This window comes from Phycobacter sedimenti (genome assembly GCF_038148855.1).
In the GTDB taxonomy this organism is placed as follows: Bacteria; Pseudomonadota; Alphaproteobacteria; order Rhodobacterales; family Rhodobacteraceae; genus Phycobacter; species Phycobacter sedimenti.
Window position 1 is genome coordinate 63,134 of record NZ_JBBVGR010000003.1, and the last position, 19,809, is coordinate 82,942.

At 56.2% G+C, this 19,809-nt stretch carries 15 protein-coding genes; 5 read left to right on the plus strand and 10 right to left on the minus strand.

Translation table 11 applies throughout. The features are described 5' to 3' along the window. Window positions 1–44 precede the first annotated feature (44 nt). The 9 genes from AADA15_RS06000 to AADA15_RS06040 form a co-directional block, all read right to left on the minus strand. Window positions 45–443, minus strand: a complete 399-nt coding sequence (locus AADA15_RS06000; protein WP_341640645.1) for a hypothetical protein — start codon at window positions 441–443, stop codon at window positions 45–47. After that, entirely contained in the window at window positions 443–1,531 is a 1,089-nt protein-coding gene (gene flhB / locus AADA15_RS06005) for a flagellar type III secretion system protein FlhB (RefSeq protein WP_341640646.1), read from the minus strand. The genes AADA15_RS06000 and flhB overlap by 1 nt, the downstream gene beginning before the upstream one ends. Then, window positions 1,528–2,307 carry a flagellar biosynthetic protein FliR gene (locus AADA15_RS06010; protein WP_341640647.1) on the minus strand — a complete coding sequence of 260 codons (780 nt, stop codon included), beginning with the start codon at window positions 2,305–2,307 and terminating at the stop codon, window positions 1,528–1,530. Before AADA15_RS06010 ends, flhB begins: the two co-directional genes overlap by 4 nt. Then, a complete protein-coding gene (gene flhA, locus AADA15_RS06015) occupies window positions 2,304–4,337 on the minus strand; it encodes a flagellar biosynthesis protein FlhA (protein WP_437343184.1) in 2,034 nt (677 codons plus the stop codon). Before flhA ends, AADA15_RS06010 begins: the two co-directional genes overlap by 4 nt. A 546-nt stretch (window positions 4,338–4,883) precedes the next feature. After that, window positions 4,884–7,406, minus strand: a complete 2,523-nt coding sequence (locus AADA15_RS06020; protein ID WP_341640649.1) for a tetratricopeptide repeat protein — start codon at window positions 7,404–7,406, stop codon at window positions 4,884–4,886. Further along, on the minus strand, window positions 7,403–8,272 hold the full coding sequence (gene motA / locus AADA15_RS06025) for a flagellar motor stator protein MotA (protein WP_341640650.1): 870 nt from the start codon (window positions 8,270–8,272) through the stop codon (window positions 7,403–7,405). The genes AADA15_RS06020 and motA overlap by 4 nt, the downstream gene beginning before the upstream one ends. Before the next feature lie 89 nt (window positions 8,273–8,361). Beyond that, window positions 8,362–8,979, minus strand: coding sequence for a MotE family protein (locus AADA15_RS06030; protein ID WP_341640651.1), 618 nt, complete (start codon window positions 8,977–8,979; stop codon window positions 8,362–8,364). Beyond that, complete coding sequence (locus tag AADA15_RS06035; RefSeq protein WP_341640652.1) at window positions 8,979–9,431, minus strand: hypothetical protein; 453 nt, start codon at window positions 9,429–9,431, stop codon at window positions 8,979–8,981. The genes AADA15_RS06030 and AADA15_RS06035 overlap by 1 nt, the downstream gene beginning before the upstream one ends. Before the next feature lie 9 nt (window positions 9,432–9,440). Beyond that, window positions 9,441–9,959 (minus strand): flagellar basal body-associated FliL family protein, encoded by a 519-nt coding sequence (locus tag AADA15_RS06040; protein WP_341640653.1) that lies wholly within the window; start codon window positions 9,957–9,959, stop codon window positions 9,441–9,443. Window positions 9,960–10,078: 119 nt separating this feature from the next. On the opposite strand from AADA15_RS06040, the gene fliF reads away from it, so the two are divergent. Genes fliF through fliP form a run of 4 tightly spaced genes read left to right on the plus strand, consistent with a single transcriptional unit; the run spans window position 10,079 to window position 13,374 of the window. Next, window positions 10,079–11,743: a flagellar basal-body MS-ring/collar protein FliF gene (fliF, locus tag AADA15_RS06045; protein ID WP_341640654.1), complete on the plus strand. Its 1,665-nt coding sequence runs from the start codon at window positions 10,079–10,081 to the stop codon at window positions 11,741–11,743. Continuing rightward, window positions 11,743–12,342 (plus strand): ABC transporter ATP-binding protein, encoded by a 600-nt coding sequence (locus AADA15_RS06050; protein WP_341640655.1) that lies wholly within the window; start codon window positions 11,743–11,745, stop codon window positions 12,340–12,342. The genes fliF and AADA15_RS06050 overlap by 1 nt, the downstream gene beginning before the upstream one ends. After that, window positions 12,335–12,631 (plus strand): FliM/FliN family flagellar motor switch protein, encoded by a 297-nt coding sequence (locus AADA15_RS06055; RefSeq protein WP_341640656.1) that lies wholly within the window; start codon window positions 12,335–12,337, stop codon window positions 12,629–12,631. The genes AADA15_RS06050 and AADA15_RS06055 overlap by 8 nt, the downstream gene beginning before the upstream one ends. Continuing rightward, a complete protein-coding gene (gene fliP / locus AADA15_RS06060) occupies window positions 12,628–13,374 on the plus strand; it encodes a flagellar type III secretion system pore protein FliP (RefSeq protein ID WP_341640657.1) in 747 nt (248 codons plus the stop codon). Before AADA15_RS06055 ends, fliP begins: the two co-directional genes overlap by 4 nt. 307 nt (window positions 13,375–13,681) lie before the next feature. On the opposite strand, the gene AADA15_RS06065 is transcribed toward fliP, so the two are convergent. Further along, entirely contained in the window at window positions 13,682–14,578 is an 897-nt protein-coding gene (locus tag AADA15_RS06065) for a calcium/sodium antiporter (protein ID WP_341640658.1), read from the minus strand. Window positions 14,579–15,131: 553 nt separating this feature from the next. Between AADA15_RS06065 and AADA15_RS06070 the strand changes: the two genes are divergently transcribed. Beyond that, window positions 15,132–18,797 (plus strand): ORC-CDC6 family AAA ATPase, encoded by a 3,666-nt coding sequence (locus AADA15_RS06070; protein ID WP_341640659.1) that lies wholly within the window; start codon window positions 15,132–15,134, stop codon window positions 18,795–18,797. Window positions 18,798–19,809: the final 1,012 nt, after the last annotated feature.

Below are 19,809 nucleotides of genomic sequence, written 5' to 3' on the forward strand. Positions count from 1 at the left end.
ACGGGAAGCGCCTCGATGCAGCGGTGCTCCGACAGCCTGTCGGCCTAAGACGACAGGCTCTCCTGAAGCGCCTTGATCCTTGCCATTCTGATCCGCTTGTGCTCGGCCTTGGCCATGTCTTCGATTGCGGTCTTGCGACCGAAAGACTTGCGCAGCTTGTCCATTGCCATCAGCTTTCTGGCTGTCACCTTGGCAAGCTCCATGTTCAACTCCCTGCGGGTCCGGATATGCCACCCTTCCCAAAGAAGATCGGCACCAAGCGCCTTCATGGCATGGTCTTGATCTGCCTGCACCCGCGTTTCCAGCACCCGTTCCTGCAACTTGTTCAGTTGCCCGCGCAGCCGCGCTTCTTCGTCCAGCACAGGTTTCACTCGGGCATGTTCCCGCAGATATTGCGCATGAGTCACCGCAGCCATCTGATCCAGCATTTTTTTCTTTTTCATCAGATCCCTCCTTTTGCCCGCTCCCGCATGGCTTCCGCAAAACGGATTGCCGCAGCCACAGGCGCATAATGTTCTTCCTGAATTTCCTGTCCGATCTCGATCGTCGCATGCAGCGCCCGTGCGGTGGGCGGATCGCTATGGATCGGTACGGCATTCTCATTGGCGACACGGCGGATCGCAGCGGCAACTTCGTCCACGCCCTTGGCCACGCATATTGGTGCTGACCCTTTTTCACGGCTCCATTGCAAGGCCACCGCGTAGTGAGTCGGGTTGACGATAACCACATCAGCCTTCGGGACATCTGCCAGCATCTGCCCCATGGCGATCTGTTGAGCCTTCTGCCGACGCTGCCCTTTCATATGAGGGTCACCTTCGGCATCCTTCATCTCGTCCTGGATTTCCTTGCGGGACATCATGTTTTTGCGCCGATGCTCTGCATGCTGAAACGCTGCATCGATCACGCCAATGGGCAAGGCGATCAAGAGCGACAGAACCAGGAACTCCATGCCCAGTTTTGCCAGCATCATCACAACTGAAAAGGCGCCGGTTCCGGACGTGGCGATCATTTCCGGCATACGGTAGCCCAGATAGAGACCAAGACAGATCGAGTAGAGCACGAGTTTGACAAAACTCTTGAAGAACTCGAACAAGCCCGCGCGACCGAATTTGTTCTTCGCGTTCGAGATCACCGAAATCTTTGAGACTTTTGGCTCCAGTCTGCTGGGAGCGAACACCAGTGCTTTCTGAGCCAGAATCGACAAAAGAACTGCCGCGAAGGGCACCACGAACATCGGCAGCAATGGGCTCACCAGGGCCATCAACAACCCGCCGATGGGCGTCGTGCCGGAACCGTTGAACAAGAGTTCCGCATGCCTGTCGGGCTGGTCCAGCAAGGACATCAAGGCCGTGCCGAACCCGTGCATCATGTCGCTGCCTACCGCATACAAGGCGACCAGCAGTCCTGCGTAGGCCGCAGCGACCGACAGATCGGTGGACTTTGCAACCTCACCCTTTTCACGCGCCTTTCGGAGTTTCGCTTCCGTCGGCTCGAATGACTTGTCTGAATCGTCGTCCTGACCGCCGCTCATGGAATGTTGCCTCCCGGATCCCCGAGAAAGGTCGTCAAGGCCCGGAACCACACGTCCAGGATCATCGGGCTGGCGATCATCAGAATGAACAGCCCGCCAAAGGTGATCACCGGCGCACCGACAAAGGCGACCATCAACTGCGGCATCGCCCGGTTGATGACACCAAGCGTCAGGTTATAGATCACGGCCGTGATCAGGAACGGCGCGGCAAGGGTAAAGGCCATGTAGAAGCTTTTCGAAATCCGTTGCACCCCCCATTCCGACAAGGCTGCCGGATTCGGGAATACACCAACGGGAAAGGCCTCGTAGGAGTATATCATGAACTGCGCAACGCGCACATGAAGCCCGAGCATGACCGCAAGCGCCAAGCCAGATACCAGCAGAACAGCCCCCAGAGCCGGCATCGGTTCCGCACCGATGCCGCCCAGGACCTGCGACAACGAGGTACTTTGCGCAGCCATCGTGCCTGCGGTCTGCAAGGCGTGCACGAAGAACCGGATCCCCATCCCCAGAGCCAGCCCCACCACGGCCTCGCTGGCCGCATAGCCTGCGTATTGCAGGGGCCCGGTGGGGATCGGCATTTGGGGCAGCGCCGGTGCGACGATCGCGGTAAAGGCCAGCGCAATGGCCAGTTTGATCCGCGCAGGAACGTATTGTTCGCCAAAGGCTGGCAGAACCGACGTCATCGCACCGATCCGCAGAAACACCATAGCCCCATGCCAGAACGCCGCGCCGAAAAGCGCAAAGAGTTCCGGAGGGAGGTCCAGCAGGTTCATGCCTGTACCATACCCACCAGCGCTGGCCGTGCCTCCAGCCCGATCTCTTCGAAAGACAGAACCGGATTGGTTATACCGCGGGATTTCAGGATGGTGCGCAGATAGCGGCGGCGGCGTGTCGAGGTCACCACGGCGGCAAAGACCCCCTGCTCGGTGATGTTGGTAAGCCGCTCGCTCAGACCTTCGGCCAGACGGTTGAACATGTCCGGCGGCAGCGCGATATCGAGCCCACCACCCTGAGTGTCGACCTGATAGGTCGAGAAGGTATCCTCCCATTCCGGCGCGAGTTGCACCAGCGGGATGGTACCATCCTCGCGTTTCATTTCGGCAACCAGCTGGAACCCCATGCGCTGACGCACATGTTCGCAGATCAGCTCTGGCTGGGTGACATGCACCCGAGCCTCGGCGATGGCCTCCAGAATCAGCGGCATGTTTCGGATCGAGACCCGCTCATCCAAGAGCAGACGCAGCACCGCATGCAGGATATCCATCGGGACCTTGTCCGGGATCAGATCATCCAGGAGCTTGCGGTTGGCCTCGGCCCGGAACGGATCCGACAGCTCGGTCATCTCGTTCAGGATCCGGCGCAGCGACTTCAGGGTCAGCAGGCGCGAGAAGTTCTGTTTTATGACTTCAAGCAGGTGCGTCGCCAAGATTTCCGGAGCAGTCACAACAGTGGCCCCGGCAACGGCAGCCTCGTCCTGGCTTTTACTGGAAATCCAGCGTGCAGGGGCACCATAGACGGGCTCGGTCACATCGGTGCCCGGCGGCAGGGATGAATGGTTGTCCGGCATAAGCGCAAGCACCATTTCCGGATGGAGCGTGCCCCGCGCCTGTTCAACGCCTTGAACCTTGATCACGTATGTTCCCATTTCCAGGTCAGCCTGATCGGTCAGTCGAATCTCGGGCAGGATCAGACCAAAGCTGGTTGCAATATGCGTCCGCATATTGGCGATCCGCGCATCCAGGCCCGTGCCTGAGTCGAGGACCATGCTGACAAGGTCCGGAGAAAACTCGAGATGAAGATCATCCAAGTCAAGAATATCGCCCAAGGCCTTGGAAGGCTCGGGATTGGCAGCAACCTCCAGCTGCTCCTCGATCTCAGCGTCTTCCGCCGCCTGTTTCTTCATCTGGATGCGATAGGCGAGGTAACCAAGGACTGCACCCCCCGTGATGAACGGCAGGAACGGCAAACCCGGAACCAGTGCAAACAGGACCATCAGAACGGCAACCGTGGTCAGGGCTGCGGGGTGCTTGCCGAATTGTTCGAACAGGGCAATATCGGTCGCCCCGGTTGCACCGCCACGGGCCAGCAGAAGGGCAGCCGCGATGGAAATGATCACCGAAGGGATCTGGGATACAAGGCCATCGCCCACCGTGAGAATAGCGTAGGTCTCAAAGGCGCTGCCAATGGGCATGCCATGTACCAGAACCCCCATGATCAGCCCCATGATGAGGTTCAAAAGGGTGATGAGAAGTCCGGCAACGGCGTCGCCCTTGACGAATTTCGATGCACCATCCAGCGAGCCAAAGAACGTCGTCTCGCGTTGATCTGTTTCACGGCGCGCGCGCGCCGTGGCGTGGTCGATTGCGCCTGCGGACATATCGCTGTCGATGGCCAGCTGCTTGCCCGGCATACCATCCAGAGCAAAACGGGCTCCAACTTCAGCCATACGGGCCGCGCCCTTGGTTATGACCATGAAGTTCACGATCAGGAGCACGCCAAACACCACCAGGCCGAGGAAAACGCTGCCCCCCATGACGAACTGGGCAAAGCCCTGAATCACATCCCCCGCCGCATCGGTGCCGGTGTGTCCCTGACCGATGATCAGCTTGGTGGAGGAGACGTTCAAGGACAGTCGAAGCATCAGCGACGCCAGAAGGATCGTCGGAAAAGACGAGAAATCCAGTGGTTTTTCGATAAACAAGGTGATCGTGAAGATCAGGATCGCCAGACCAAAGGAGGCGGCCAGACCCACATCCAACACCCAGGACGGCATCGGCAGAATCATCATCACGATAATGGACATCAGAGCCAGCGCCAGCAGCACTGTGGGGCTGAACAACTGTTGCACGGTAATCTTGGGCACCTGTCTTATCCTCTATTTCAAAGGTGTCAGGACACGCGGCAACTGGACCGCAGCGCGCTGGAGTTTTGCAGAAGATCGTCTTTCGCGCGGTGAGGACTGCACAGTCACCCGTCCGCAGGAAGTCGCCTTCGAGATGCCAACGGGCCGCTGCCAGCCCCCACTGACAGGCCCTTCGCCATCAAGGCAAAAGGATTCGGCCCGAACGGTCGAGCAGCGTGCAGCAACGCGCACCGGACGCCGCACGGCGCCATGCGATACAGGATCACCCAATAGAATCGAGCGGTTGTCAGGCAAATGTGAGCGCCACTGGCTCCATCGCCGCCCGACCAGGCGTGTTTTTTGTTCTTTTTCCGGCATTCTGCCCGTTCCAATTGCGGATTCATCCGCAGACGAAGCTAGGCTGAGACTGTTTATAATCCGTTATCATTCAACGCAAAGACCGCACCCCGAAAGATGCGGCCCGTTTCAAGGAAACCAGTTTGGCCTTTACTGGGAGGCAGCCCCGGAAGCACTCAGCTGGTTGAGCAGTTCCTCGATCCCGCCTCGGGTTCCCTGGCTGCTTTCCACCAGTGCACGCGCATGAGCCAGGGGGGTCAGACCTTCTGGATCCTTTGCTGTCTCGCCAATTTCCGTGGTCATGTCAGCAACCTGCCGGAAGGGAGCATCGGCTTCCGGTTCGATCATCTGGATCGCCTCCAGATCCTCGGAGTGCCAGAAGCCACGCATAGCCTGGTTGGCGTCCTGCGCTACTTGCATGTATTCGCCAGATCGTCCGTATTCCCCATTGCGCCACAGGGCCTGCGCACGTAGTCGGTTCGCCTCTGTCCCATCCAGTCCCATGAGTTCGACCAGGGCCTGTTGCGGCTTGTTTTGCGCAAGGGCAGCCTCTGCCAGCATCAGGCGACGATCTTCGTTCTCAGGCTCCAGCGCCAGTTTCTTCAGCAGCGACATGGCCTGATCGGCAAACCCAAGATCCAACAGGCGCCGCGCGATAAGATCGGCAACAGGCGCCGCCTCGGTGGCTGTGGATTGCTTGGCAAAGACCAGCGCATATTGCAGGAAGGTCACATCGTCCGCACGTTCTGTCAGAAGCGTCATCAACGGATCCAGAGCCTGTGCCCGGGCAGCCGGCCCGTCGTCCTTGGTCACAGCCTTCAACTCCTGGAAAGCGTCGTGAAAGCGTCCGGTCAATGCCAGGGCGGCAATCTGGGCCTGGCGCAACCGGGCACCCAGTTCGCCATCCTTGTTTTCATGCTCATATGACCCGATGAGATCCGGTACATCCGGCGACAGAGCCTTACGTTCGTTGTAGCTGAGAGCAACCAACTCGATCAGCGCAACAGGCGTATTCTCAGTCCGGTCAGTCACCTCTTCGGTCAGCTTTTCCGCCATTGTCTCGGTATCGCCAGCCAGGTCCGCGATCGCGGCCTCGGCCATGTTCATTTCTGGCACGTCTTCCACACCAGTCCGGCTCACGGCGCGCAGAATGGCCTCTGCCACATGAGAATCGCCCGCTTCGGCAAAAATGGAACTCAACCGTGGCCCAAGATGTACCCGCATATGTCCGGGCAAGCGGCCAAAGGCCTGCTGAATGGCATCGGAGTTGGCGCCCTTCTTGATGGTGCCATCCGCCAGAACCGCCCACAGGGGCGAATTGCCTTCACAAATCTGCTGTCCAGAGAACACGTGATTGATCGGCAGGGTATTACCATCGACCAGATCCGCAAGCGCCATCATGATCTCTTTGGTCTGCGGCGCAATTCGGTCGGCAGGCAGTATGTTCAGCATCGCCTTTGCTTCACTGCCGAAACCGAAAAAGAGATAAAGTTTGGCCAGAGACATCACCGTCGCCGGGTTTACGTCGTCGAATTCCTGCACCAGGGCCCCACGCAAGGGACCCAGCTGCTCTGCAAAGGGACTGTCATTTCCCCAGTTGTAGATTGCGGTCGTGCCATCGGGCAGACAAAACTCAGGTTCGCTGTCCTCGGTGGCGCGCGAAATGAGGCCTGCCTCGCGATCAATGGCCGAGGTGATCATGATGTTGGCCAACGGATCCAGCGGGCGACCATCCCGGCCCAGCGGGTTCAATTGCCGTCCGGATGTATCAATCTGCGCATCTGCAATCGCCATATCCAAGAGACCCTGGTTGGCGGCACGTCCAATCTGCTGTAACAAGCGCTGTTCGGATGCGTTGACAGTCGCAGCCCTCGCAGATTCCTCCATATCCAGAAGCAAATTCACCTCAGGAAGATCGTCGCCTTCCGTCACTGCTCCCATGTTCGCTTCAACAGCATCAGGGGCAGGCAGGCCCTGTGCTTCGGCAAGACGCTCGAGCGGGAGAAGAGCAGGCTTGCGCGGCTGTTCAGGTGCGGCGGCGGGACGCGTTTCGGCACTTGAGGGGGCGGCAGTGCCAGCGGTGTCAGCGGCAGGTGCCGGTGTTCCTGGAACCGATCTTGCAGGATACGCCGGAGCATTTCTTGCAATTGCGGCAGCCATATCCAAGGCCAGACGCGCATCGGCCACGGCCTGCTGCCCCAGATTGAAGCGATACCCAGTTCCAGGCTGTTCAATCGCCGCAAGCGGTGCAGAAGGAAGAAACGGAGCGCCGCTGCCGTTGGAAGCATAGACCGGCTGATCGTTGCCATCGCGGATGTCGATCACCAGATAGCCGTTGCTCAGCACATAAGAGCGGATTTCACAATTGCATCCCAGATCCATACGCAGCGGCTGCCCCGGTGCGGTCTGACGGATCGCCGCCAAACGGTCCCGCGGAATGAGGTCAAAGACACGCGAGGTGTCGTATACAATATTGGGCGCTCCAATATTGAGGGTCGCACTGCGCCCGCTTTGGGTCAGCGACCAATCTGCCCCGTCGGGCAGACGCATGACGAGTCGGGAAAACCCGTCATGTTCTCCTGAGCGGGCCACGACCGTCTGGGCTCGGGCTTCGCCCGACGCCAGAAAGGCGATCGCAAGGCCTGCAAGTATCGCGAATGCGCGCAAGATCATGCTGCGTCCTGTTTCACCGATCTAAGAGCTTCTTCCAGTTCCGAAAAACCGGGGCGGATATGAGACGGCGTATTCTGACGGCCGACCTCGATGCAGATTGCTGCCGCGTGATTGTGCAGGTTTGCCACCAGCACTTCGCGGATCAGCTGATAGAAATGAGCGTCTTCCTCGGTGACGGATTTCACCTTGTTTGCGAAAGGGCCAACCAGACCATAGGCCAGGAACACGCCAAGGAAGGTACCCACCAGAGCGCCACCGATCATCTTGCCCAGAACCTCTGGCGGCTGATCGATCGATCCCATTGTCTTGATCACACCAAGAACAGCCGCGACGATCCCAAGCGCAGGGAGGCCGTCTGCCATGGTCTGCAGCGCGTGGCTGCCGTGCATTGCATGGTGGTGATTTGCCTCCATGCGCTTTTCCAGCACCTCTTCGACCTGATGCGGATCGTCGTAGTTCATGGACGCAGACCGCATGGTATCGCAGATCAGGTTCACAACCTCCTTGTCCGACAGGATCTTGGGGTACTTGTTGAAGACCGAAGAATTCTCCGGGTCCTCGATATGCTGTTCCACCTCCACCGGGTTCGCGCGGGCGATCCGGATCAGGGCAAACAGAAGACACAGAAGGTCCTTGTAGTCATCCGCCTTCCACTTGGGGCCTTTGAATACCTTACCGACATCCTTGAGCGTGTGCTTGATTCCGCCCATGTCATTGCCGATCAGGAAGGCGCCAATTGCTGCGCCGCCGATCATCATCATCTCAAATGGAAGCGACTTCAGGATGATGGCCATCTTGCCGCCAGCCAAGAGGTAGCCACCAAAGACCATGACAAAGATGATGACTATACCTACAATCCCGATCATAGGTTCACTCCGAATTTTGTTGCTTTTTAGAAGCTTAGCCGAGTCTGATTAAGAAAGGCTGATCAAGGCGCCGCAAGTTGGGTCCCAGGTTATTCCTTGGGCACCGCACCGTTGCGTCCTGCCAGAACCACACTGATCGTATAAGCCGCTTCGGGGCTGAGACCGGCCATGATGCCAGCAGCTGCCTCGGGCCGCATGCGCGCCAGGAAACCGGCGGCGAATGTGGGGTCCATTTCCTCAAACAGTGCGGCCGATTCTTTTGGCTTCATCTGCTCATAGACCGTGGTGAGCCGCGCCACATCAGATTCGGTGGCACCATCCGCCAAAGCCAGTGTCGATTTCAGCTTTTCCTCGGCGTCCTGCAAGGCCGCAAGCTTCTTTTCGATCGCCTCGTCTGCGATCTCCAGCGCCTTCATACGGTCTTCGATCTCAGCTTCGCGTGCCGCCAGGGCGGCCTCTCGTTCCTTGAAGGCCGCCAGCATTTCCTGCAGCTCCGCAGAAGAAGGCATGGTCTGGCTATGCAGTTGCCCGCTGTCCGCCTCACGTTCGGAACCGCCTTTTTGCAGACTCGCCACCTCGCGGGCGATGGCCGGACCGGCATCAATGCCAAGCCGAACGATTGCAGAGCCCATCAACAGGATCGCAATCATCATCAAGGTACCGCTTTTCGCGCGCGCGCCTTTTCTGGCTTTCTTTTTCTCGCTCATCACGCCACCCGATTCTGACCACGGCTGTGACGGACAAACATCAGACCAGAGGAGCTCGTTGCTTCCTCAGCCGGTTTCTCCGGTTCAGCCTGAGATTCGTAAGCCGCTGCCAGGGCGTCTCGTTCCTCGGCCGCCCTGGGCTGGGCCGGTGCAGGCTGCACTGCGGCCTCGGGCATGTCGTGCATCGATGCCATCATCAGCTCCAGCCGCTGAGCAACGGTTTCAGCCCGGCCAGTCAGTTGCTCAAGCGCCTTGCTGGAGCCATCAGACACATGTCGCGCCGAAACCAGAGATTTGTTAAGGTCATCCACCTGCGCCGAAAGAACCGCGACGGCACCGCCGACGCCCTTTTCAAGGTCATTGAACCGTTTCAACCGGCGCGACAGCACCAGACAATAGAAACCGGCCCCGAGGGCTCCAGCTGCAAGCAGGATATCAGCAATAAGGTCCATCCTGTCCTCCTAGTTTAGTACGAAATCCATGATCAGCAGATCACGCACACGCCCCTGTCCGGTGGCTATGTTGATCCGCCGCAGCATCTGTGCGCGCAGTTTTGGCAAGGCCATCGGATCTGAAAGATCCTCAACCTCCAAAGCTCGCAGATAGCTGTTCAGTACATCGACAACTCGGGGGAGGACTTTTTCGACTTCGGCCTGGTGAGCCACGTCGACCTCTAACTGAGCACGGAACCGCAGATGCATCATTCCGCTGCTGTCGCGCAGCGATATGACAATCGGCTCCATTTCGATGAAGGCAAGTCCTGCAATATCCTCTGCAGTCTCACCACTATCCACGCCTTCTGGCGCCTCATTGGCCATGTGCGCCGATTCGGGCGCGCTTTTCTGACCAAAAGGAAGAAGGCCTGACTGAACAGCGAAGAATCCGCCGCCCCCACCAGCAACTGCGAGCACAACCCCAATAATGAGGGGCATTTTGCTCTTTTTGGCTGGTTCTTCTGTATCAACTACAGCGTCTGTCATGGCTATCCCTAAAACGTCGTGCACCCTCTTCATAACCTGCGAGGAACTAACCGAATGTTAAGGCCGTTGGTTCAAAAGGGTTGCATACCGGACAGAACGCCGGTGCGACGGAGGTTAATGTGCAGCAGATCAAGAATGTCTGGGCAGGTTTGGATACGCGGAAGCGCCTGATCGTGATCGGCGCGACTTTGGCAGTGATTGTCAGCGTCCTTGCGATGTCCAATTTGGCAACCAAGCCAACTATGAAATTGCTCTATGCCGGACTGGAAAGCGGTTCGGCCGGAGATGTTGTAAGCTCGCTCGAGCAGCGCAACATACAGTATGAGGTACGCGGTGGCTCTATTTATGTACCAGCGGACAGGCGCGATGAATTGCGCATGACGCTGGCCAGTGAGGGCCTTCCGGCAAATGGCGGTCGTGGATACGAGCTGCTCGATTCGCTCAGCGGTTTCGGAACGACCTCGCAGATGTTCGACGCTGCATACTGGCGTGCAAAAGAAGGTGAACTGGCCCGCACGATCGTGGGCAGCCCCCATATCAGTCAGGCGCGCGTCCACATTGCCAATACCGGCACCAATCCTTTCCAGCGCACAGCGGATGCGACAGCATCTGTCTCGGTCGTGCCCATGGGCTCGCCCATTACGCCCGCACAGGCAAACGCGATTCGCTTTCTTGTCGCCTCGGCCGTAACCGGGCTTGCCGTGGAAAACGTTGCCGTGATCGACGCAAACGGCGCGCTGATCGGGTCGACCGAGGCTGCTGCGGCGGCGGGTGGCGGCTCCGACGACCGCGCACAGTCGGTTCGGGAACGTGTCATGCGCCTGGTTGAAGCGCGCGTGGGTCACGGGAACGCCGTGGTCGAAGTCAGTGTCGAAACCGTAACCGACACCGAATCGATCCGCGAAAAGCGTGTTGACCCCGAAAGCCGTGTCGCCATCAGCACCGATGTCGAAGAACGCGCCGACTCGTCTCAGAATCAGGCAGGAGAGGTTACCGTCGCCTCGAATATCCCGGATGGAGACGCCGCGTCCGGCCAAGGGTCCAAGGCCAACACAAGCGCAACCCGGGAACGTGTGAACTATGAGATCTCGGAAACGGAAAAAGAAATCGTCCGGGGGCCCGGTGCCATCAAAAGGCTAACGGTTGCCGTTCTGGTCAACGGCAACACCGTGACCAACGCGGCTGGCGAAACCGAATTTGCGCCCCGCCCTGACGAAGAGCTTGAAGCCCTGCGTGAGCTGATTTCCGCAGCCGTCGGTTTCAACGAGGAACGCGGCGACGTGATCACCTTGAAGTCGATGGATCTGCCATCGGTTGAACCTCAGGGTACCGTGGCCACCAGTTCTTTCATGGACAACCTCTACTTTGACGCCATGTCCCTGATCCAACTTGCAGCCCTCGCCATCGTTACCCTGATCCTGGGCCTGTTTGTGGTGCGACCGATCCTCGCCGGTCAGAGCAGCTCGGTTGCTGCTTTGGCAGGCCCTGATTCGTCTCTTCCTGATCTGCCCCAGCTGGGCGGTGGAGATTTCATGGCGAATCCGGATCTGGGCTCAGGTCTCGCGCTGGATGGAGAAATCCAGGATGACATGGGCGGAGGCTTTGCCCCGCTTGGCGACATGCCCGGCATGGGTACGGGCATGGATGAACTTGGCGGATTGCCAGCGCTTGGAGGCGCCCATGAAAATCCCGTCGACCGTCTGCGCGCCATGATTGGCGAGCGCCAGGAAGAAACCGTCCAGATCCTTCGGGGCTGGCTTGAAGAAAACGAGGAGCGGGCCTGATGAGCATTACCCACCTGCTTGAGGACTTTGGCGGCGGATCCGCCGTCGAGATTCCGGATCCCGGACTGTCGGAAGAGGCTGTCGAAGAACAGAGACTGGCCTCCTTCGAAAAAGGGTACAGCGCGGGCTGGGAGGACGCGGTCACTGCGAAAGACCAGGAAGCCACCCGGATTTCCACCACGCTTGCCAGTTCTCTTGAGGATCTGAACCTCACCTACCACGAAGCTCAGACCCAGCTGATCGAATCGCTGGATCCGATGTTCAAGGTTTTGACCAGCGCGGTCCTGCCCGATGCAATGGCTGCCACATTCGGCCACCACATCGTGGATCAGCTGACGGACATGGCACGTACACAAACCGACCAAGCCATGCGGATCCTGGTTGCCCCCGGTGAAAGCGGGGCTGTCCGTTCGCTTGTTGCCGAACATGTCTCGGTTCCGGTCAAGGTTCAGGAAGATGAAAACCTGTCTGCGGGGCAGGCTTACCTTCGGGTCGGCGACGCCGAACGCGAAATAAACAGCGCAGCGCTGCTCGAGTCGATCCACGATTCGATCGACGCCTTTACCTACCATGTCAGAGAGGACAGCCATTATGGATGATGCAGCCGATCTCAATATGAAAGCCACCGACGCCAGCAACCCCTTTGTATCCGTTCCGGTCGAAGTGGTTGTTTCGGTCGGCAAAGCCAGACCCTTGATCCGCGACCTGGTCAATCTCGGCGAAAACGCCATCCTGACGCTGGACAAACGTGTTGAGGATCCGGTCGACCTATACGTCGGTGACCGCCTGGTTGCGCGCGGCCAATTGGAAGAAATGGAAGGCGATCAGGCCGGTCAGCTGGCCGTGCGTCTGACTGAAATCGCCGATTTAAAAAACGGCCTGGGATGACACAGAAATCTTTTGCCTATGCGGTGCTTATCACCTTTGTGGTGCTGGCACTGCCACAGGCTGCTGTTGCTCAAGAACTGAGCTTGTCATTGGCGGATGGGCAGTCGATTACGGCCCGCTCCGTCCAGCTGATCCTTTTGATCACGGTCCTGAGCCTCGCGCCTGGTCTGCTGATCATGATCACCTGCTTCCCGTTTCTGGTGACGGTTCTGTCGATCCTGCGCCAGGGCATCGGCCTGCAGCAGGCCCCCCCCAATATGCTGATCATCAGCCTGGCCCTGTTCCTGACCTATTTCGTGATGGAACCGGTCTTTACCGAGGCCTGGACGGTCGGGATCAACCCCTTGATCGAAGAACAGGTGGATGTGGAAACCGGGATCGTTCGCGGCCTTGAGCCCTTCCGGGCTTTCATGGCCAACCGGCTGGACCCAGATACCTTCTACGCAATTGCGGATTTGCGCCCGGCCACGCAAGGGCTTGATCCGACCCCGGATGCACCGCTTTCCGTATTGGTATCCAGCTTCCTTCTGTCGGAAATCGCCCGCGCCTTCCAGATCGGGTTCCTGGTGTTCCTGCCCTTCCTGGTCATCGACCTTGTTGTGGCCGCGATCCTGATGTCCATGGGTATGATGATGGTTCCCCCGGCCGTCGTCTCCCTCCCCTTCAAGCTGGCTTTCTTCGTGGTCGCCGACGGTTGGAGCCTGATCGCAACAGCTCTGGTGCGCAGCTACTATCCATCCTAGCCGGATCGACGGCCATTCACGGCAGCTCCCAGCCCTCCGAACAGCGTTTCGGGGGGCTTTTGTTGTTCTGTTCTGTGGAGGCGCTCAGGAAATTTTTGTTGCAGATCACGAGTTCTAATCTCTGGTGAACCTGGACGATATCTGCTTGCGGAGCGATGCATTCGCGCTTTTCCACCGCCCCCGTCAGCAACAATAGAAAAGACATGATTGCGAACATGCAGATCTGGATTGCGGGAGCATTGCGACCATTCATCAGGTCACGCCAAAGGTAAGCTTGCGGTCACACGCCTGCAGTCCCCACCTCTCTTCAGGTCAGCAGCACGCCAAGGTAGACCGCGTAAGCCAGAACGAAGAGCCCGCCCTCACGCCGAGAGATCGTCCAGCCCGTTCGAGCAAAGCCGAGAAGAACGAGCGTCGTGGCACACAAAACCCAGATATCCAAGGTGGCAATCTGGCTTGGAATGTCCATGGGTTGGACAAGAGCAGTAATCCCGAGAATGCCCAGAATGTTGAAAATGTTGCTGCCCAGGACGTTTCCCAAGGCGACGGCTCCCTCACCTTTTCGAACCGCAATGATCGAGGTGACGAGTTCCGGCATCGACGTTCCAATTGCAACAATGGTCAGACCGATCACCGTTTCCGAAAGCCCCGCAGCCTGTGCAATCGACACGGAACCAGACACCAGGAACTTCGCACCAAATATGGTAATCGCCAAACCGGCCGCTGCCAGCAGCAGCGAAACGCCGAGCGAGGTTTCCGGTCCGGGCACGGCCTCGGCTTCACTCTCATAGATTTCACCGACTGGCGTGCCACCTGACCGTTTCTCAGACCAGAGCGTGAACGTAAGATATGCCACCAAAGCGAACACAAGCCCCGCACCGAACAGCCGACCAACTTCGCCGATTAGAACGGCCCCCAGACACAGTAGCGTGGCAAGCACGACCACCGTTCCGTCGCGCCGGAACGCTTTCGGGTCAACCGAGATAGGCGCAATCAAGGCAGCAATGCCAAGGATGAGTAGAACGTTGCCAATATTGCTGCCAACAACATTTCCGACTGCGATGCCGGAAGACCCGGAGAGCGCAGCTTGCAGGCTTGTGACCAATTCCGGAGTTGAGGTTCCAAAGCCAACCAGTGTCAGCCCGATTACCATCGGCGAGATGCTGAATGATTTCGCAGCGGAAACCGCGCCACGAACCAGCAATTAGCCGCCGACAACCAGACCAAGAAGGCCTAAAATAACGAGGAGCAACGCACTCATTGCGGGAGGGGCCTTCTACAAGATTTCGTTGCAGATTTGGGCATTTGGAACTGCGTTGCAATACCCCAAGCAGACTTTCGTCAGGGCGCGCAGCAATGTGCCGGTTGGGCTCAGAGCCGACTTGCGGCGTTGCGGCAGCAGGGGCGCAGCGAATCCGCGCCTCGTCTCCGCCCCCGGATGACGTAAGCCAGCCCAAAGCGGACCCGACCATTCAACCGCTTCAAGTGCGGAGCATCTACAAGTCGGGCGGAAAGCAGACATCCTCTGCGGGTGCACGGCGCTAACAATCAATCTCTTAGAGCCGCCGTTCACACGAATGATTGCAAGTTCAGATTAGCGACCCCAAAAGAGGTTATAGCGCAATCGATGCGAGGATGCTAAATTTTTGAACTGCGGCGCTTGTGGTCAATGCAATTTCTGCCGCGCCAGAACTTGAGTGTAGTATATGGTCAGACAAGTATGAGGCACTAGAACCCAACGGCTGTGATGTTGTCAGATGCCACCTCGTTTCTGTGCAAGCAAATTTGAAAGGGATCGTTTATTGTCTAGTAAGGGAAAATTCTGCTGCTTTAGGTGCCCCAAACCTGATTTCGGCATCAAAGCTATCGACGACTTATGCCCTGATTGCAAACACCCATACAACTTTGAACTCAATAATCACCCCACAAGAATCGGTGATTACAAGATTGTTCGTGCCCTTGGTCGAGGATTCTACGGAGCAACATTTGTCGCTGAGCGGATGGGCCCGATTCCGCGCAAGTATGTCCTCAAAGTAGTTCCAAAAAAGAATTACCAAGAATTCGGAAAAGACTTTTCGGAAGAATGTCAAACCCATGCAAGAACTGCGGATGGAGCAGACTATATTGTTGACATCGTCGACGCGTTTGATGGTCGAGCGAAATTTGGAGATTGTGATCTTGAAGTACATGTTGCGGTCTTAGAAAACTTGGATGGTAAACCGCTTCAGAGTTATCTGGATGGGAAATCACAGCTAAGCGCAGGTCTTGTGGCTCAAATAGCAAGTGATCTGATCAAGGTTGTTCATGAACTTCGAGCAAGAAGCCAGAATCATAACGACTTCCATGCTGGTAACATACTGATCGAGGAATTAACTCGGGAGCGCTACCGAGACGCGGCTCTTGAGCCGTCGGTACGTGCAGTAGCTATTGATCTTGGGTCGACTTCAGGCGATCGCAGGTCTGGAGGTGGATACAAGAGCGACCTCCATTGGGTTGCAGAACACATCGATATCCTTTCAAACAAATTGCTTGAGACTGTAGGCGGTCAGATAAACGATCTCGACGCAAGAGTTGCTCTATCTCTGAAAGATGTTGCTGCATCAATTTCTTCACCCGTTGAAACCCAAAGAACACCACCTGCTGAGGAAATGGTAAGAACCATTGAGCAAGCTTACTATCGGTCAGGGGAGCCTTGGAGACCATGGCGCTCTCCCTTGGTTTTCAAGAACTTCGGCGAGTCCTATAACGCTCAGACTTTGGCACCTTGGCACATTCCGCATTTGCTGGTCGACCCGGAAGGTGATTGGCAAAGGCGCGCAAGCTCAAAGGGTCCTCTTATTGTCACTGGCATGCGGGGGTGCGGAAAAACTATGCTATTAAGATCGTTGCAATTTCACGCGCGCGCTATGCAAAAGCGAGATGAAAGCGAAGAGCAGGTGATCGACAGACTGGCAAGTGATGGCTTCGTTGGTTTGTTTGTCTCGGCCCAAATTCTAGTGGACCGTGGCACGTCAGACGAGACCCCCAACAACAAATTATTCGCCAGGCTTTTACTTGCGTATGCTCTTGAGGCTTCGAGAGCTCTCGCCCACCTCAAAGATATCAAAGCAGACTTGGTATCCCCGCAATCTCCTAAACTCATATGTGACGCACTTTCCGATCTTCTTTCAGAATTCCAAATCGACGTCCCAGGAAACTCCATTGAGCGCTTTGAGCACGCTTTAGTTCGAAAGCTCTTGGAAGTAAGCAAGCCTGACAACCCTTGCACCCTTGATATTCATCCATCAAAATCTTTCCCTGCGCTTGCAAAAGCGATCGCTCAATGCTCGAAAGTTTGGACGGATTCTCGAATTCTGTTCCTGCTGGACGATGTATCCACAAGGTATCTTGAGCCCGCAAAAATCGAAGAAATATTCTCGGCGATAATTTTTCAGAACACAGACCAAGGTGCGGATTGCGCATTTAAACTCACATCGGAAACCCAAACAATATTTCTGTCTTTGAAGTCATTGGGCGGAGTTGAGTACGCAGCGCATTGGCGTGACTTTGAGACATTTGATCTTGGCGCGGAGGTATACACACGACTCAAAGGTAAAGGAGGAAAGGCATTTATTGGTGACATTCTTTCTCAGAGATCTCAGTACTTTCCAAGTCACCCAAAGGCTCACCCATCCGTCGTATTGGGCGACAAAAAGCTAAATGATATTGCTCATGAAATCGCGGCAAACTCGGCAACCTTGGGCCGTAGGAAATCCGTCTATGCAGGGGTATCTGCTTTGAAAGCAGTTTGTGTCGGCGACATTGGCAGCGTCATTTCCATTTACGAGAGTATTCTACATAAAGGGCAGACTGCTCATCCCGTATCAGCAGACGTCCAATCACAGGTGTTCCAAGATCACTGCACGCGTCATCTCTATGTTTTGGACAGAAGAGGGAGCGATTTAAAAAACACAGCAAAATCTTTTGCAGCGGCGTCACACCGCGCGTTGATAAACTCCCATCGAAAGGGAGAGACTAGAGGCCTTCGCCAGTACACCTCAATTTATGTGAACGCTTCTGTCGAAGATGCAGGTAATCAGAACGAGCGGTTGCGTGAATTGGTTGACGCAGGTGTTTTTGTATTTCACGGCGGAACACCTAGGAGCAAAACTGAACACTCGGACCCAGTACAGCAATTCAAACTTGTCTTCCGAAAGCTCTATGGTCTTGCGGACTTCATCCCTTTGGCTGATCGAGATCGATTTGAGTTGACTGGAAAAGATCTTTCCGACTGGCTTTCAGATCCTCAAAATGGATCGGATCTCCTGAACAGGAACCTTGGTTCCGAGATTGATGATGAGTATGAGACGGACGAAAGTGAAGTATCGGCTGTAGAACCAAAAATCCCTGAAAAGGAGCAAGCCGAGTTCGACCTCTTATTTCCAAAGACAAAGTCGCAGTCAGCCGCAAAGAAGCATTGCCTTGATGTTCCGAAGATCACCGAATTGTCAGACAAAGAAGTCGAAACTCTTGAAATAGACGAAATACTGCTGGGTCTAGGCTTCGAAGAGTCATGTGAGAAATCTGCAAACAACTGTTTCGAAAGATTGAACCCCCAAAAGGCTAAGCTGATTGAGTACAACCTTTCGGGCCGTGCGGACGCAATCAGAGAAACTGTGCTAAGCCGTGTAAGCGACGTGGAAATACGGAAAGCAGATGCGAGTACTTTTTTCGAGACAGGTGCCTCGAACACATGCAGACTTGTTGATATTTCTGGACTTGCCAAGCCGATAATCTACCGAAGCGTCAAGCAAGCCTTACAGTTGGAAGGGTTCGTGTATTTGGCATTCACTGAGCCAGAATTGAACTCACCCAAGGATGAAGATCTAACCAAGATACTGAGGGCTCAAGAACAACATGAGTCCGTTGTCGACAGTCTGCGTCAGATCGTCGGCAGCGAGTTTCCCCCGTATCATTCGGTTGAAGTTGACAGCATGGAGTCCGACGCGACTCGCAGTCGCGCGCTCTTGGCTTTTTCGAGTTCATCGCATGAAAGGTTAGTCCACTTGGTTTCAGAGAGTAACTACAATCACGCAGACCTAATAACTAGTACCAGCGATAGTTCTCATGCCAGGATTGCTGCGATGTTAGCTAAAGCGGCTGCAAGGGAAGCAGAATCGAGCGACATTATCGAGGTCGACCTCATGGATCCGCAACGCATTCTTAAAACGATCGAGCAGTCTTACACGCAAAAGTACCTGGATAGCGGTATGAACTTTGAAATCGGGCTGACAGGTGGAAAGCTCGATACCGTTGCGAGTGCCGCCTTCTGCTCTCGCTATCCAGTAAACAAAGTTTGGTACGTAAGGCCCGACAAATTTGATCCCGACAAATTTTCGCAGGGCGCGAAGAAAACTCGATATTTCAAAATTTCCAACCAATAGTTATCTGAGGTCGATGTAATGTCAGATTCTCCATATCTAATAGATGATGCGCGACTGGGCGACGTTATCGCTGCGATTCAAGCTATGAGCATCTAGAAGTTCTATAAGCTCGACTTTGCGGGATGGTCTGACCGCATATCCGGAGATCCAGGAAAAAGCGAACACTGGAAGCAAGTTTTCGTGGAGCACCCTGAGTTCTTCCGATTGGATTCGGCTAGAGAAAAAGCGTCGCTAGTAGCGAGGCGTCAGCATCCTAAAAACTACAATGTTGACGCCAGGAAACAGATCGAGACCAATGAGTTTCGTTCTATGGATTCCTCACAAAAGGCGCGGATCTCTAGAAGTCCATTGTCACACGGGGAGATGGCGTCGTTGATCCAAACGGCGGTTGAGCTCCATTCTAGGGCCATGGACCAGGCGAAGGACCGGCGTTGGTGGCTACCCGTTCTGACTGCATTCATTGGCGCGGCTTCAGGTATCGCGGGCACGCTGTTGGGTGCATTGCTCACTTAGCTACAATGGTAAGCCGCAGCGAACGGGCGGATTGCCCCGCATATTGAAAGTTCGCTTGGTTCTGGAGTTTGCTAGCGCAGCGAACGGGTAGTTCGGCGGGCCGCTCCGAAGTATCACTTAGGGTGGCTGGATGTCTCCTTTGGGCCGTGCGTGTCCCGAAGGCGCGCCGTTGCGACCGACTTTGCAAAGGTCGCTATCTGCGCTTCGCTGACCTTGAAGCTGGGACAGCATCGCTTGGGTCAACTGAGCAGACTTGAAGGTCCGCTTTCGGGAAGCGTTTCGCGCTCTCAGAAGCGCCTTCGCTGCACCTTGCATGAATTTCGTGATTGGGCTGGCCTGCAGTCATTTGGTGGCCAAGCCGTCGCTCACCTGGGAGCGGGAATGCCTCAGCAACGTCGCATTGCAACTTTGAACGCCAGAAGCAGAAAAAGGATGCGTATGATCAAACCTGCGTGCCCTGTTCGTGGTGAGCCGAAGCCACTGATCCTACGCCTTGAAA